Raw genomic sequence first — 15177 nt, 5'->3', positions numbered from 1 at the left:
CATGAAGAGACTGCCCCTCGCGTTCCTGCTTGCGGCGACACTGGGCGTTACCGCGTGCAGCCCACGGCAACCCGTGGATGCACAGGCCGCTACCGGAACCCCCACAGCGTCGGCGTTCCAGGAAGAACACGCCGACTGGGTGCGCCGGCGCGCCGCTGACCTGGGCAAGCCGGATGGCTGGACCAGCCTCACCGGTCTGCACTGGCTGGAAGCCGGTACGCAACGCGTGGGGGGAAGCGAGGACAACGACATCCGGCTGGCCATTGCACCCGCTCGCCTGGGCCAGATCGAGCAGCGTGGCGACGCCGTGTTCTTCCAGCCTGCCGATGGCGTGGCCGTTACCACGGAAGGCACACCGGTGCTGGGCAGCACTCGCCTGGCGCCGGAGGGCCCTGGCGGTGGCACCACGCTCACCTATGACGACGGCAAGGGAAAAATCAGTGTGATCCGCCGTGGCCAACGCCTTGCGCTGCGGGTCCGGCATGCCGATGCACCGGCTCGCCAGGCCTTTTCCGGTCTTGATTTCTTCCCTGCAGACGAAGGCTGGCGGCTGCAGGCGCGCTTCGTGCCACACCCTGCCGGCAGGACGCTGCCCATTGCCAGTGTCATCGGCGAGGTCACCGACACGCCCAATCCTGGGTACGTCCTCTTTGAAAAAGAGGGTCGACAGTGGAGGCTGGAAGCATTGGGCGATCCGGCCAAAGGACTGAACCTGATGTTCCAGGATCAGACGACGGGCCGGCAGACCTATGGTGTCGGTCGCTACCTGCGCACCGATGCGGTCGCCGCGGATGGTTCGGTCGCGCTCGATTTCAATCGCGCCTACAACCCACCGTGCGCGTACACCGAATTCGCAACGTGCCCACTGCCGCCGCCGGAGAACCGGCTCGCGCAGCAGGATGCAGACCACACGCTCGTTCGGCTGGCAGTGCTTTCTGGCGAACGGAAATATTCCGCGTCCCACGATTGATCGGCAACTGCCGTTCCGCACCAATCACGCACAACGAAAAACGCCCGCAAGTCGAAGATCTGCGGGCGCTTTCTTGTATCTGGCGGAGCGAGAGGGATTCGAACCCTCGATAGAGCTTTTGACCCTATACTCCCTTAGCAGGGGAGCCCCTTCAGCCACTCGGGCATCGCTCCGGGGTTTTCTCCGCGTCTGGTGCGGTGCACCTCAGCGGGGCGTGAATCATAACGTTAATCAGACGCGAAGGTAAAGCTTTATTCGCCGGAATTTTCACTTCCGGTGCTGCCGGCTTCGTCACCACGCTGGATGCGCTGGTAGATCTCTTCGCGATGCACAGCAACGTCCTTCGGCGCGGTGATACCGATGCGCACCTGGTTGCCCTTGACGCCGAGCACGGTGACGCTCACCGAGTCTCCGATCATCAGGGTTTCGCCGACGCGGCGAGTCAAGATCAACATTTTAGTAAGTCTCCATGGAACCGTGTGGAAGGGTATCCCCCACCGGCTTGACGCTCCGTCAAGAAGCGTCCCCACGACAAAGGGAAAAGATTTCGCAATGGTACCGTCAGCCGTCCCGCTCCTACAAGGAGGGGGACGGCAGGGGTTCACATCACAGGCGGGGGCTGACCCATTCGACAACCGCGGCCAGAGCGGTAGCAAGGGCGGGCCCGTCCTCGCCACCACCCTGGGCGAGGTCCGGGCGTCCGCCGCCCTTGCCCCCGATCTGACTGGCGATATGGGACAACAGTTCCCCGGCCTTGACCTTGCCCATTGCACTGCCGTTCACGCCCGCGACCAGCGCGGCCTTGCCGTCCTGGGTGCCGGCCAGCACGATCACGGCGTTGCCCAGCTGCTGCTTCAGGCGGTCCATGGCATCACGCAGGGCCTTGGCGTCAAAGCCTTCCAGGCGGGCGGCCAGCACCTTCACACCGGCAACCTCGACGGCCTGGCCGGAGAGATCGGCGGTAGCGCCGGCGGCGACCTTGGCCTTCACGGCCTCCAGCTCACGCTCGAGCTGCTTCTGGCGCAGGCCCAGGGCGCGGATCTTCTCGACCACGTCGGCGGCGCTGCCACCCAGCAGTTCGGCTGCTTCGGCCAGGCGGGCCTCTTCGGCCGCCACATAATCCAGGGCGCCCTGGCCGGTGACCGCCTCGATGCGACGCACGCCGGCCGAGACACCGCCTTCGGAAGTGATCTTGAACAGACCGATGTCGCCGGTGCGGCTGACGTGGGTACCGCCACACAGTTCGGTGGAGTAGTCACCCATCTTCAGCACGCGCACGTTCTCGCCGTACTTCTCGCCGAACAGGGCCATCGCGCCGAAGTCCAGCGCTTCCTGCATGCCCATGTTGTGCACTTCGGCGGCGTTGTTGGCGCGCACCTGCTGGTTGACCTTGCGCTCGATCACGGCCAGTTCTTCGGCGCTGATCGACTGGAAGTGCGAGAAGTCGAAACGCAGGCGGTCCGGTGCGACCAGCGAACCCTTCTGCTGCACGTGGGTGCCGAGCACTTCGCGCAGGGCGGCATGCAGCAGGTGGGTGGCCGAGTGGTTGAGGATGGTAGCGCCGCGGCGCTCGCCATCGACCTGGCCGGACAGCACGTCGCCGACCTTCAGGCCGCCTTCGGACAAAGTGCCGACGTGGCCATGGAACTGGCCCGCGAACTTCTGGGTGTCGCTGACCACCAGGCGCACGCCGTTGCCCGCCAGTACGCCGGTATCACCGACCTGGCCGCCGGATTCGGCGTAGAACGGGGTCTGGTTGGTGATGACGATCACGGCGTCGCCGGCCTCGGCCGACTGCGCCGGACGGCCGTCCTTCAGCAGGGCCAGCACGGTCAGGCCGTCAGCCTGCAGGCGGTCGTAGCCCAGGAACAGGGTCGGGGTCAGGGTCGCCACCAGCTCGGCCGGCAGGGTCACGCCGCCACCGAACTTGCCGGCGGCACGCGCGGTCTCGCGCTGCTGCTCCATCGCCGCATCGAAGCCGTCGGTATCAACGGTCAGCTCGCGCTCGCGGGCGATGTCCTGGGTCAGGTCCAGCGGGAAGCCGTAGGTGTCGTACAGGCGGAACGCGTCGACGCCGGGGATCACGCCATTGCTGGCCTTGGCTGCAACGTCCTCGAAGATCTTCATGCCGGCGTCGAGGGTTTCAGCGAAACGCTCTTCCTCGGCCTGCAGCGCACGGACCACGGTGTCGGCCTGGGCCGGCAGTTCCGGGTAGGCCTCGCCCATCAGCTCGACCAGGGTCGGCACCAGCTTGCTGAAGAACGGCTGGCGCACGCCCAGCATCCAGCCGTGGCGCAGGGCGCGGCGGATGATACGGCGCAGCACGTAGCCGCGGCCTTCGTTGGACGGCAGCACGCCATCGACGATCAGGAACGAGCAGGCGCGGATATGGTCGGCGATCACGCGCAGCGACTTGTTCTCCAGGTCGGCCATGCCGGTCAGCTCGGAAGCCTTGCGGATCAGCGCCTGGAACAGGTCGATCTCGTAGTTGGTGTGCACGTGCTGCAGGATCGCCGCCAGGCGCTCCAGGCCCATGCCGGTGTCCACGCACGGTGCCGGCAGCGGCACCAGGGTGCCGTCGGTCTGGCGGTCGAACTGCATGAACACCAGGTTCCAGATCTCGATGAAGCGGTCACCGTCTTCATCCGGCGAACCCGGGGGGCCGCCGGCGATGTGGTCGCCGTGGTCGTAGAAGATCTCGGTGCACGGGCCGCAGGGGCCGGTGTCGGCCATCTGCCAGAAGTTGTCCGAGGCGTACGGGGCGCCCTTGTTGTCGCCGATGCGCACGATGCGCTCTTCCGGGATGCCGACCATGTCGCGCCACAGCGCGTAGGCCTCGTCATCGGTCTGGTAGACGGTGACCAGCAGGCGCTCGGCCGGCAGCTTCCAGACCTGGGTCAGCAGTTCCCATGCCCAGGCGATGGCGTCCTTCTTGAAGTAATCACCGAAGGACCAGTTGCCCAGCATTTCGAAGAAGGTGTGGTGACGCGCGGTGTAACCGACCTGGTCGAGATCGTTGTGCTTGCCACCGGCGCGCAGGCAGCGCTGGACGTCGGCCGCGCGCACGTAGCTGCGCTTTTCCGCGCCCAGGAACACGTCCTTGAACTGGACCATGCCCGAGTTGGTGAACAGCAGGGTCGGATCATTGCCCGGCACCAGCGGCGCCGACGGCACGATGGTGTGGCCTTTGCCCTTGAAGAACTCAAGGAAATCGCTACGGATCTGGGAAGTCGTGAATTTGGCGGGTGCGTTCATTGAGGGGGCTGGCAGTGTGCGGGCCGGCAGCCCCGAACCGCCGGCCTCACTGGCCAGGGTCGTAACGGACCGCCGAAAACCTAAAGGGTATCAGGCCCGGCGCCGCCAGTCTCAGTCATCCGGGTCGAAGCGGGTCGCGCGGCGGATGGTGTCCCCGTCGAAGCCCCGCCGGGCCAGCAGATCGGCGGCCTTGCGCCGCTGTGCCAGGTCCTGCGGGCCGTCCTCGCCGAAGCGGCGGCGGACCAGATCGCGGGCGTTTTCCTGCCAGTCGCCTTCGTAGGTGTCCATGGCAGCGGCAATGGCGGCACTGTCCAGCCCGTGAGTGCCGAGCTCGGCACGGACGTGGATGGGCCCATAGCCGGTGTTGGCACGCATCCGGACGAGATTCTCCGCAAAGCGCGTGTCGTCCTGCCAGCCGGCCTCGGTCAGCTTGGCCACGGCGGCCTCGGCCGCCTCGCCCTCGATGCCTCGGGCGGTCAGCTTTCGGGTCAGCTCCTTGCGCGAATGCTCACGCCGCACCAGCAGGCCCAGGGCTCGCTGTACGGGGGTCTGTTCGCGCGGCCGGCGCTTGCGGCCGGTGGGGGCGTCGGCATCGGACATTGCTTACTCCAAGGGTGGCGCCGTCCCTGGCACCCTGCCCGTCCGTGGGCGGTTCGAACCTGCGGGACAGGGCAACGTCACTGACGGCGCCGCTCTGCCCCACAGCAAGTCTTACTCGTCGTCGCCGTCGTCGTCGCCTTCCTCGCGGGCGGCTTCGGATGGCTGGAACTTCTCGCGCAGCTCGGCTTCGAGCTTGGCGGCAACGGTCGGGTTGTCGCGCAGGTAACCGCGGGCGTTGTCCTTGCCCTGGCCGATGCGCTCTTCACCGTAGCTGTACCAGGCACCGGCCTTCTCGACCAGCTTGGCTTCCACGCCCATGTCGATCAGCTCGCCTTCGCGGCTGATGCCTTCGCCGTACAGGATCTCGGTGATGACCTGCTTGAACGGGGGCGCCAGCTTGTTCTTGACGACCTTGATCTTGGTCTGGTTGCCGATGATCTCGTCGCCCTTCTTGATCGCGCCGATACGGCGGATGTCCAGGCGCACCGAGGCGTAGAACTTCAGCGCGTTGCCGCCGGTGGTCACTTCCGGGCTCTGGCCCGGCATCATCACGCCGATCTTCATGCGCAGCTGGTTGATGAAGACCACCAGGGTGTTGGAGCGCTTGATGTTGCCGGTCAGCTTGCGCAGGGCCTGGCTCATCAGGCGGGCCTGCAGGCCCGGCAGCTGGTCACCCATTTCGCCTTCGATTTCGGCCTTGGGGGTCAGCGCGGCGACCGAGTCGACCACCAGGATGTCCACCGAACCCGAACGGACCAGCATGTCGGCGATTTCCAGCGCCTGCTCACCGGTATCCGGCTGCGACAGCAGCAGGTCGTCCACGTTCACGCCCAGCTTGGCGGCGTAGATCGGGTCCAGCGCGTGCTCGGCGTCGATGAAGGCAGCGGTGCCGCCCATCTTCTGGCATTCGGCGATGGCCTGCAGGGTCAGGGTGGTCTTGCCCGACGACTCCGGACCGTAGATTTCAACGACACGACCCTTCGGCAGACCGCCGATGCCCAGTGCGATGTCGAGCATCAGCGAGCCGGTCGGGATGGCTTCGACGGGTTCGACCACGCGGTCGCCCATGCGCATCACCGAGCCCTTGCCGAACTGCTTTTCGATCTGGCCCAGAGCAGCAGCCAATGCGCGCTTTTTGTTCTCGTCCATCGTGTTGCTCCTAGCAGAGGTCATGTCGTTGGGGGTGCTGTCTTTGGGGGTCTTCTTTGCCATGGGTTCACTTTAAGTCGGATGTATCGCACAGGCTGAGATTCTGCCCGGCGCTCAGAAAAGAATTATCGGACATCCGTACCAACCTCAGTGGAACCAGAGAATCGCCACAAAAGACCGCGGGGTAATGCTGGTGGAACAGGACTGCTGCCAGGGGCTCAGCGGTTGGGCCGCAGCAGGCCGCAGTACAGGCCCTCGATCGCGAAATCCTGGTCGGGCAGGACCTCGATCGGCTTGTAGTCGGGGTTGCGCGGCAACAGGCGGATGCGGTCCTTGGCGATCTTCAGCAGCTTGACGGTGATCTCGTCGTCGATGCGAGCCACCACGATCTGCCCGGAGTGGGCGTCGCGGGTGCGGTGCACGCCGATCAGGTCACCGTCGAAGATGCCCTCGTCGATCATCGAATCGCCCTGCACCTTCAGCAGGTAATCCGGTGCCGGCGAGAAAAACACCCGGTCCAGCACCACGAAGTCGTCCGATCCGATGTCGGCGCCGATCGGCAGGCCGGCGGCGACACGGCCCAGCACCGGTAGGCGCAGGACGCTGTCGGGCAGGCCCGGCTCGGCCAGCTTCTCGATCGGCGGCGCCTGCACCAGGCGGATGCCGCGGGCCTGGCCGGGGATGCGACGGATCGCACCGGCCTGCTCGAGGGCCTCCAGGTGGTACTGGGCCGCGCGCACGCCCTTGAAGCCGAAGGCGCGGGCGATTTCAGTCTGCGACGGCGGTGCGCCTTCGCTCTCGATACGCTCGGCGATCAACTGCAGGATCGCCTGCTGGGTGTCGGTCAGGTCCATGGTTAGTAGTATTACTACTAACTGATGGGTGTGCAAGTGCCCGGGGCGACGCGGGGCTTCGGGAAGGGCCGCCGGGCATGGCCCGGCGCTACCAGAATCGCTTCGCAATTCTGCGGTTCCTTTGGAACCGCGACAGGCGCACTTCGTGCACCTGCCTACGCGTGCTTACCGCTTCTCCATATCGAGAACAGGATCCACACGCCGCAGAAGCCGGCGCCGACGAAGCCGCAGACGCCCAGGGCCAGCAGCCAGCGGCTGGAGATGCCGCCGACGCTGTGCATGACGATGGACGAGCCGATGATCAGCGCGGCGGTGACAATGCCCATCACCAGGCGGTTGGCGGCGCGGTTCACCTGGTCGCCGAAGCCCTGCAGCGCGCTGGTTTCCACCTTCAGCTGCAGGCGTCCGCGGCGCGCGGCCTGGACCAGTTTGCGCAGGTCGCGCGGCAGTTCGCCTGCGAAGTCGATCATGCCCAGCAGGCTGCGCCGGCCGCGCTTGAGCAGCGCACGCGGGGCGTAGCGCTGCAGCACCACCCGCTCCAGGAACGGGCGGGCGGCGCTGGCCATGTCGAAATCCGGGTCGAGCTGGCGGCCCATGCCCTCCAGGGTCAGGAAGGCCTTGATCATCAGCGCCAGGTCGGCCGGCAGGGTCAGGCTGTAGCTGCGCAGCAGCTGGGTGATGTCGCCCAGCATCAGGCCGATGCGCAGGTCCTTCAGCGGCACGCCGCGGTACTGGTCGACGAACTGGCTGATGTCGTGCTGCAGCCGGTTCTCGTCCACTTCCACGCCACCGGCCCAGTCCAGCAGGACGTCGGCCACGCCCTGCGGGTCCTGTTCGACCAGGCCATGCAGCAGCTGTGCGACCTGGAAGCGGCGCATTTCGGACAGCGCACCGACCATGCCGAAATCGATCACGCCAATGCGGCCGTCGCGCAGGTAGATGATGTTGCCGGGGTGCGGATCGGCGTGGAAGCTGCCGTCCTCCAGCACCATCTTCAGCACGATGTCGGCACCGCGCCGGGCCAGCTCACGGCGGTCCAGCCCGGCCGCATCGACGCCGGCCAGATCGCGGCCGGGAATACCGTCGACGAAATCCTGGACGTTCAGGCTCTCGCAGGTCCACTGCCAGTGCACTTCGGGAATCAGGATGTCGTCGCGCCCCTGGAAGTTGCGGGCGATGCGCTCGGCGTTGCGGCATTCGGCGGCGAAATCCAGTTCGCGGCGCAGCGATACGGTGAACTGCTGGACCACTTCGGCCGGGCGGTAGCGGCGCAGGTCGGGCAAGCGCGCTTCGACGATCTCGGCCAGCCGTGCCAGCAGGCGCAGGTCGGCTTCCACCACGTCACGGATGCCCGGGCGGCGCACCTTCAGCACCACCTCGCGGCCGTCATGCAGGCGCGCGCGATGGGCCTGGGCCAGCGAGGCGGCGGCCATCGGGGTTTCATCGAGGAAGGCGAACACCTGCGACGGCGACGCGCCCAGGTCGGATTCCAGCTGCTCGCGGATGGCCGCGTACGGCAGCGCCGGTACCGCGTTCTGCAGCTCGGACAGCTCGGAAATCCATTCCGGTGGCAGCAGGTCGACGCGGGTGGCCAGCACCTGGCCCAGCTTGACGAAGGTCGGGCCGAGATCCTGCAGGGCACTGCGCACGCGCACCGGTGCGGTCATGCGCAGCATCTGCTGGCTTTCCTCGTTCCAGTGCAGCAGGCGGCCCGCGCGCTCGAGCACGGTGGCCAGGCCGATGCGCCGGACCACGTCGCCGAAGCCGTAGCGGATCAGGACGGCCGCGATTTCCTGCAGCCGGCCCAGGTCACGGACGGTACCCAGCGTCTCCCACATCGATGCCTACTCCGGTTCCATACCGGGCCAGCATGTCACAGCTGGGCGTCGATGCCGTGCAATGCCGCTGCCACGGTCTGCCGCCGTATGGCTTCGCGGTCGCCGTCGAACTGGAACAGCTCGGCGCGGGCATAGCCGCCGCGGCGCTTCCAGCCGATCCAGACGCTGCCCACCGGCTTGTCCGGGCTGCCGCCGCCGGGCCCGGCGATGCCGGTCACCGCCACCGCGATCCCTGCACCGGAATTGATCAGCGCGCCGGACACCATTTCCAGCACGGCCTCGCGGCTGACCGCGCCGAACTGTTCCAGGGTCTGCGCGCGCACGCCCAGCAGGCGCTGCTTGGCTTCATAGCTGTAGACCACCATGCCGCAGTCGAAGAACGCCGAGGAGCCGGCGATATCGGTCATGCACTTGGCGATCCAGCCACCGCTGCAGCTTTCGGCGGTGACCAGTTGCAGCGCGGCCTGCTGCAGGCGCTGCCCAAGCGCGGTGGCCTGGGCATGGAGATCGGCGTCGGAGGGGAAGGACATCGGCATGGATCGAGGTAGCAACGGTCATCTTGTACCGCAGATCGGCAGCGCTGTCCTCCCCTTCCCCTCAGTGGTCATGGTGCAGGTAACGGGCCTGGCGCGGCAGGCGCAGGCTGACCAGGAAGGCCACCACCATCATCACCGTGACGTACCAGAAGAACAGCTGCTCATGGCCCAGGCTCTTCAGGCCCAGCGCGGCGTACTCGGCGCTGCCGCCGAAGATCGCGTTGCCGATGGCATACGCCAGGCCGACGCCGAGCGCGCGCACCTGCGGCGGGAACATCTCCGCCTTCACGATGCCGGAGATGGAGGTGTAGAAGCTGACGATGGCCAGCGCCAGCACGATCAAGCCGAACGCTGCCCACGGGCTGCTGACGTGCTGCAGGGTGATCAGGATCGGCACGGTGGTGAGCGCGCCCAGCGCACCGAACAGCATCATGCTGGTGCGGCGGCCGATGCGGTCGGACAGCATGCCGAACAGCGGCTGCATGCACATGTAGAGGAACAGCGCGCCGGTCATCACGTAGCTGGCGGTCTTGATCGGCAGGTGCACCGTGTTGACCAGGAACTTCTGCATGTAGGTGGTGAAGGTGTAGAAGATCAGCGAGCCGCCGGCGGTATAGCCGAGCACGGTGAAGAAGGCGGCCTTGTGGTCACGGAACAGCGCGGACAGGCTGCCGGCGTCCTTGTCATCGCGGTCGGCCTCGCTCTGCGTTTCATGCAGGGTACGGCGCAGCAGCAGCGCGACCACGGCGGCGACGGCGCCGAGCACGAACGGGATGCGCCAGCCCCAGGCGCGGATTTCCGCCTCGCTCAGCAGCGCTTCCATGATGACGATGACCAGCACCGCCAGCAGCTGGCCACCGATGAGGGTGACGTACTGGAAAGACGAGAAGAAGCCGCGCTGGCCACGCAGGGCGACCTCGCTCATGTAGGTGGCGGTGGTGCCGTACTCGCCGCCGACCGACAGGCCCTGGATGAGCCGCGCGACCAGCAGCAGGACCGGGGCCATCGCGCCGATGGTGGCGTAGGTCGGCAGGCAGGCGACCATCAGCGAGCCACCGCACATCATGCTGACCGAGATCAGCAGCGATTTCTTGCGACCAAGGCGATCAGCGATGCGGCCGAACAGCCAGCCGCCGATGGGCCGCATCAGGAAGCCGGCGGCGAACACGCCTGCCGTGTTGAGCAGCTGCACGGTCGGGTTGGAGGCGGGGAAGAACGCGCCGGCGAAGTAGATGGCGCAGAAGGCGTAGACGTAGAAGTCGAACCATTCCACCAGGTTGCCGGACGAGGCCGACATGATGGCGAACACGCGGTGGCGTTTCTCCGCCGCGGTGTACTGGGGGAGTGCGTCGGGGCTGACGTGGGACATGGAAGGGACTCCGGGGTGCCGTGGGGGCAGACCTTCGGATCATCCGCCCGGCGGGCGTGAGGGGGTGTGCACTATCGGGCGGCTGGAGTGCGGTAATCGGCCGGGAGTGCGATATGGAGTGTTCCAGCAGGGCTTGCAGCCCTGCACCTGCTGCAATCAACGTCAACGGCAACGTCAAATGCTGCTATCCGTGGGATGGCGTGGCACTGTGGGTTTGCGGGGACGCCGTGAACCCCCCTCCGGGGTCCGGCCCAGCCGCTGGCGGCTGTGCGTTCGGGTGATTGCGAAGCAGTGCTTCGCAAGCAAATCGCCCTCACCCATGGGGGCTTGGTCGCGGCATCCATGCCGCTCACACCCCCTCAACCGGACCCACCCCGCCTTCGACAGTTTCCCGCGATCTGTCGGAACCTGCTGCTGATGGTGGGTGCCGCCCGTTGGTCGGCACGGGGTCAGATCCCTTTGCGCAGCAAAGGGCTCTGACCCCACCCGTCTTGGTTTACCACTCCGGCAATTTTTCCGGCAGCAGGGCGCGGATCGGGCCGCCGTCGGGGCTGGCGGCCAGCTTCTCGGCTTCGGCGATCGGGATGTCGACCTGCAGCAGCCAGCCGTCTTCGTCGGCCGCTTCGCTGCGGATCACTTCCAGCTGGTGCAGGCGCGCGCGCAGGCGGCCGGCGCTGGGCGGCAGACGCAGTTCGCCGCTGACGTGCTGCAGGCCCAGGCGCTTGCCCAGCACGCTCTGCAGCAGTTCCAGACCTTCGCCGTCACGGGCCGAGATCCAGACCCGCTCGCGGCGCGAGGGATCGGGGATGCCGTCCTGGCCGTCGTGGCGCACTTCGGCACCCTCGATGCGGTCGATCTTGTTGAACACCAGCAGCTGCGGCAGGTCACCGGCACCGACGGCGGTCAGGACTTCGTCGACCTGGGCAATGCGCTCCTCGCGGTGCGGATCGGCGGCGTCGACCAGGTGCAGCAGGAAATCGGCCTCGCGCGCTTCGGACAGGGTCGAGCGGAACGCGGCGACCAGGTCATGCGGCAGATCGCGCACGAAGCCCACGGTATCGGCCAGCACCACGCTGCCGCCGGGCACGGCGATGCGCCGCACCGTCGGGTCCAGGGTGGCGAACAGCTGGTCGGCGGCGTACGCCTCGGCACCGGTCAGCGCATTGAACAGGGTCGACTTGCCGGCATTGGTATAGCCAACCAGGGCCACGCGCGGCAGCTCGCTGCGCAGGCGTGCGCGGCGCATCTGGGTGCGCTGCGTTTCAACCTTTTCCAGCCGCTTCTGCAGCTGCTCCACCCGCTTCTGCAGCAGGCGGCGGTCGGTTTCCAGCTGGGTTTCACCCGGGCCGCGCAGGCCGATCGAACCGCCGCGCTGACGCTCAAGGTGGGTCCAGCCGCGCACCAGCCGCGTGGCCAGGTGGCGCAGCTGCGCCAGCTCGACCTGCAGCTTGCCTTCGTGGCTGTGCGCACGCTGGGCGAAGATGTCCAGGATCAGGCCAGTACGGTCGATCACCCGGCGCTCCAGGAACCGTTCCAGGTTGCGTTCCTGGCCCGGGCTCAGCGAATGGTTGACCAGCACCAGATCCGCGCCGGTCGCGTCAGCCGCGGCCTTGATCTCGTCCAGCTTGCCGCTGCCGATCAGGGTCGACGGGTTGGGACGGTCCAGGCGCGCGGTGATGGTGGCGGCGATGCTGGCCCCTGCCGAGCGGGCCAGATCACCGAACTCTTCCAGCACGTCTTCTTCCAGCTTGCCGAAATGGGGCTGGATCAACAGGGCGTTTTCGCCCTTTTTCGAGCGGTCAAACATTCACCGCTCCGGAATTACTCGTCTGCTTCATCACCCGCCTGACCATCAGTTTCACCTGACTGCACGTAGCCACCACCCGGCCCGACCTTCACGTTACGCGCCGGCACCACGGTGGAAATGGCGTGCTTGTAGACCATCTGGCTGACGGTGTTGCGCAGCAGGACCACGAACTGATCGAACGATTCGATCGTGCCCTGCAGCTTGATGCCGTTGACCAGGTACACCGAAACCGGCACGCGTTCGCGCCGCAGTGCGTTCAAGAAAGGATCCTGCAGCGATTGCCCCTTGGACATTGCTAACTCCTGATTATTGTTCTTATTGGGTTGCCGGCGGATGCCGCGGCCCCCGAGCCGCCCGCCGACCCATGATGGTACACGGCCGGCGGCGGTTCAGCGTGCGACGAAGGTCGACACCGCGCCGGACAGGCGCTCGTGGTCGATATGGGGATCGAACCAGCGGGCATCAAGCTCGCCACGCAGCCAGGTCAGCTGGCGCTTGGCCAGCTGCCGGGTGGCGAAAATGGCCTTGTCACGGAAGCGGGCGGCGTCGCCCTGCCCGTCGAGGAATTCCCAGGCCTGGCGGTAGCCGACCGCGCGCACCGCCGGCAGGTCCAGCGGCGCGGGCACGGCCGCCATCTGCGGCAGGGTGCGCAGCGTACGGACCTCGTCCAGGAAGCCCTGCCCCAGCATGGCGTCGAAACGGGCCTCGATGCGCTGGTGCAGCACCGCCCGGTCGCGCGGGGCGAGGATCAGTTTCAGGGTCCGCACCGGCAACGGCGCCACACCAGGGCGGCGCTGCCATTCAGTGATCGGGGTGCCGGTCAGCCGGTAGACCTCCAGCGCCCGCTGGATGCGCTGCGGGTCGGTGGCGTGGATGCGGGCGGCGGCGGCCGGGTCGACCTGCGCCAGCTCGGCATGCAGGGCGGCCCAACCGCGTTCGGCGGCCTCGGCACTGAGCATCTCGCGCATTGCCGGGTCGGCCTCGGGCATCGGCGAGAGTCCCTGCAGCAGGGCACGGAAATACAGCCCGGTGCCGCCAGCCAGGATCGGGGTCTTGCCGCGGGCGACGATGTCGGCCACCACGCGGCCGGCATCAGCGGCGAACTCGGCCGCCGAATAGGTCTGCCAGGGATCGCGCAGATCCAGCAGGTGATGCGGTGCCTGCGCACGCTCGACGGCGTCGGGCTTGGCCGAACCGATGTCCAGGCCACGGTAAACCAGCGCCGAATCGACGCTGACGATCTCGCCGTCCAACTCCTGGGCCAGGCGGATCGCCGTGGCGGTCTTGCCACTGGCGGTCGGGCCCATCACCGCGATCGCCAGCGGACGCTGGTCGACAGCCATCAGTCTTCGTCCGGCCAGCGGATCGACGGGGCGGCATCGACGCGGGGTGCGGGCACCGCGTCCACGGCCTCCCAGATCTTCAGGGCATCGACCGTTGCGGCCACGTCATGCACGCGCACGATGCGGGCGCCGCGCTGCACGGCGATCAGGTGCGCCGCCACCGACGCGGCCACGCGCTCGGTCGCCACCTCGCGGCCGGTCAGCTCGCCCAGGCTGCGCTTGCGCGACAGGCCGGCCAGCATCGGCACGCCCAGCTCGAGGAAGCGCTCGGAACGGGCCAGCAGGGTCATGTTGTGCGCGGTGGTCTTGCCGAAGCCGAAGCCCAGGTCGATCAGCAGATTCTTTTTGGCGATGCCGGCCATTTCGGCAGCAAACAGGCGCTGCACGAGGAAACCGTGGACCTCGGCGACCACGTCGTCGTAATGAGGGTCGGCCTGCATGTGGCCGGGCTCGCCCTGCATGTGCATCAGCACCACCGGCACCCCGGTATCGGCGGCCGCCTCCAGCGCGCCTTCCTGACGCAGGCCGAAGATGTCGTTGATCATGCCAGCGCCGGACGCCACGGACGCGCGCATCACCTCCGGCTTGAAGGTGTCGATGCTGATCGGCACGGTGGTGCGCGCAGCAAGCTGTTCGATCACCGGCAGCACGCGCTGCAGTTCTTCTTCCACCGACACCGGCGCGGCACCCGGGCGGGTCGACTCGCCGCCGATATCGAGCAGGTCGGCGCCCTCCTCCACCAGCTTCAGGCCATGGGCCACGGCGGCGTCGGTGCTGTCGTGGGCGCCACCATCGGAGAACGAATCCGGGGTGACGTTGACGATGCCCATGACCCGGGCACGGTCCAGGCGCAGGATGCGGCCGGCGCAGTCGAGCTGGGGGGAGATATCGAACATGGGCAATCCTGCGGGTAACGGCGGCTAGTTTAGTGCGGCAGGGCTGCGCCCTGCACCCGCAGAGGCAACGGCAACGGCCGAAGCGACAGCAACAGCCAAAGCTGGCTATCCGTGGGTTGCCGGGGAGGGTCCGGTTGAGGGGGACGCCGTGAACCCATCCATGGGGGCTTGGTCGCGCCATCCATGGCGCTCACACCCCCTCAACTGGACCCACCCCGCCTTCGACAGATTCTCGCGAGCTGTCGGGGCACGGGTTCAGATCCCGTTGCTGCGCAACGGGCTCTGACCCCGGATGAATTTCGATATCTGACAGATTTCATCCACGCATGGCGTGGATCTACTGGCCGCTCCGACCCCATTTTGAATGTCGATATCGGACAGATGTGCCGACCAACGGTCGGCACCCACCAACAGCAGGTTCCAACAGCCGCGGGGATCAGTCAGAGGTGGGGCGGGGGGGGGGGGGGGGGGGGGGGGGGGGGAGCGCCCGGGGGGGCCGGGCCCCCCCCCGCCGCGGCTAGTGGGGTGGGGGGGCGGCCCCCCCCCCCCCCCCCCCCCCC

The 15177-nt window shown here is 67.3% G+C and carries 13 protein-coding genes and 1 tRNA gene; 1 reads left to right on the top strand and 13 read right to left on the bottom strand.

Annotated features, from left to right (window positions below; genetic code table 11):
* The first annotated feature begins 1 nt into the window (after position 1).
* On the top strand, positions 2-970 hold the full coding sequence (locus tag ACVOK1_RS05805) for a DUF1684 domain-containing protein (protein ID WP_481561399.1): 969 nt from the start codon (positions 2-4) through the stop codon (positions 968-970).
* Between the two features lie 80 nt (positions 971-1050).
* Here the strand turns inward: ACVOK1_RS05805 and ACVOK1_RS05800 are convergent.
* The 13 genes from ACVOK1_RS05800 to folP all read right to left on the bottom strand — a co-directional run bounded on the left by ACVOK1_RS05800 (position 1051) and on the right by folP (position 14617).
* Positions 1051-1143 (bottom strand) — tRNA-Ser (locus ACVOK1_RS05800).
* A gap of 78 nt (positions 1144-1221) precedes the next feature.
* Complete coding sequence (gene csrA, locus ACVOK1_RS05795; protein ID WP_079221459.1) at positions 1222-1425, bottom strand: carbon storage regulator CsrA; 204 nt, start codon at positions 1423-1425, stop codon at positions 1222-1224.
* A 151-nt stretch (positions 1426-1576) separates the two neighbouring features.
* Complete coding sequence (gene alaS, locus ACVOK1_RS05790) at positions 1577-4225, bottom strand: alanine--tRNA ligase (protein WP_108768482.1); 2649 nt, start codon at positions 4223-4225, stop codon at positions 1577-1579.
* Positions 4226-4336: 111 nt separating this feature from the next.
* Positions 4337-4825: a recombination regulator RecX gene (recX, locus tag ACVOK1_RS05785; protein WP_108768481.1), complete on the bottom strand. Its 489-nt coding sequence runs from the start codon at positions 4823-4825 to the stop codon at positions 4337-4339.
* 111 nt (positions 4826-4936) lie between these two features.
* On the bottom strand, positions 4937-5974 hold the full coding sequence (gene recA, locus ACVOK1_RS05780) for a recombinase RecA (protein ID WP_108768480.1): 1038 nt from the start codon (positions 5972-5974) through the stop codon (positions 4937-4939).
* A 218-nt stretch (positions 5975-6192) separates the two neighbouring features.
* Entirely contained in the window at positions 6193-6828 is a 636-nt protein-coding gene (gene lexA, locus ACVOK1_RS05775) for a transcriptional repressor LexA (RefSeq protein WP_079221455.1), read from the bottom strand.
* Positions 6829-6983: 155 nt separating this feature from the next.
* Positions 6984-8666, bottom strand: coding sequence for a 2-polyprenylphenol 6-hydroxylase (ubiB, locus tag ACVOK1_RS05770; protein WP_481561398.1), 1683 nt, complete (start codon positions 8664-8666; stop codon positions 6984-6986).
* A gap of 35 nt (positions 8667-8701) precedes the next feature.
* A complete protein-coding gene (locus tag ACVOK1_RS05765) occupies positions 8702-9196 on the bottom strand; it encodes a CinA family protein (protein ID WP_481561397.1) in 495 nt (164 codons plus the stop codon).
* Between the two features lie 67 nt (positions 9197-9263).
* A complete protein-coding gene (locus ACVOK1_RS05760; RefSeq protein WP_108768477.1) occupies positions 9264-10571 on the bottom strand; it encodes an MFS family transporter in 1308 nt (435 codons plus the stop codon).
* A 496-nt stretch (positions 10572-11067) separates the two neighbouring features.
* Complete coding sequence (gene hflX, locus ACVOK1_RS05755) at positions 11068-12378, bottom strand: ribosome rescue GTPase HflX (protein WP_481561396.1); 1311 nt, start codon at positions 12376-12378, stop codon at positions 11068-11070.
* Between the two features lie 14 nt (positions 12379-12392).
* Positions 12393-12671 (bottom strand): RNA chaperone Hfq, encoded by a 279-nt coding sequence (gene hfq / locus ACVOK1_RS05750; protein WP_108768475.1) that lies wholly within the window; start codon positions 12669-12671, stop codon positions 12393-12395.
* Positions 12672-12767: 96 nt separating this feature from the next.
* Complete coding sequence (miaA, locus tag ACVOK1_RS05745) at positions 12768-13721, bottom strand: tRNA (adenosine(37)-N6)-dimethylallyltransferase MiaA (RefSeq protein ID WP_481561395.1); 954 nt, start codon at positions 13719-13721, stop codon at positions 12768-12770.
* The gene (gene folP / locus ACVOK1_RS05740) at positions 13721-14617 is read right to left on the bottom strand and encodes a dihydropteroate synthase (protein ID WP_481561394.1); all 897 of its coding nucleotides are present in this window, start codon (positions 14615-14617) and stop codon (positions 13721-13723) included. The genes miaA and folP overlap by 1 nt, the downstream gene beginning before the upstream one ends.
* Positions 14618-15177: the final 560 nt, after the last annotated feature.

Source organism: Stenotrophomonas sp. STEN087 (assembly GCF_056759115.1).
The sequence above is the reverse complement of the archived record's forward strand: the minus strand, read 5'-3'. Positions and strand labels throughout refer to the sequence as shown.

Coding starts and splice junctions, on each gene's coding strand:
- ACVOK1_RS05805 (WP_481561399.1), top strand. CDS start 2: ATGAAGAGACTGCCCCTCGCGTTCCTGCTTGCGGCGACACTGGGCGTT.
- csrA (WP_079221459.1), bottom strand. CDS start 1,425: ATGTTGATCTTGACTCGCCGCGTCGGCGAAACCCTGATGATCGGAGAC.
- alaS (WP_108768482.1), bottom strand. CDS start 4,225: ATGAACGCACCCGCCAAATTCACGACTTCCCAGATCCGTAGCGATTTC.
- recX (WP_108768481.1), bottom strand. CDS start 4,825: ATGTCCGATGCCGACGCCCCCACCGGCCGCAAGCGCCGGCCGCGCGAA.
- recA (WP_108768480.1), bottom strand. CDS start 5,974: ATGGACGAGAACAAAAAGCGCGCATTGGCTGCTGCTCTGGGCCAGATC.
- lexA (WP_079221455.1), bottom strand. CDS start 6,828: ATGGACCTGACCGACACCCAGCAGGCGATCCTGCAGTTGATCGCCGAG.
- ubiB (WP_481561398.1), bottom strand. CDS start 8,666: ATGTGGGAGACGCTGGGTACCGTCCGTGACCTGGGCCGGCTGCAGGAA.
- ACVOK1_RS05765 (WP_481561397.1), bottom strand. CDS start 9,196: ATGTCCTTCCCCTCCGACGCCGATCTCCATGCCCAGGCCACCGCGCTT.
- ACVOK1_RS05760 (WP_108768477.1), bottom strand. CDS start 10,571: ATGTCCCACGTCAGCCCCGACGCACTCCCCCAGTACACCGCGGCGGAG.
- hflX (WP_481561396.1), bottom strand. CDS start 12,378: ATGTTTGACCGCTCGAAAAAGGGCGAAAACGCCCTGTTGATCCAGCCC.
- hfq (WP_108768475.1), bottom strand. CDS start 12,671: ATGTCCAAGGGGCAATCGCTGCAGGATCCTTTCTTGAACGCACTGCGG.
- miaA (WP_481561395.1), bottom strand. CDS start 13,721: ATGGCTGTCGACCAGCGTCCGCTGGCGATCGCGGTGATGGGCCCGACC.
- folP (WP_481561394.1), bottom strand. CDS start 14,617: ATGTTCGATATCTCCCCCCAGCTCGACTGCGCCGGCCGCATCCTGCGC.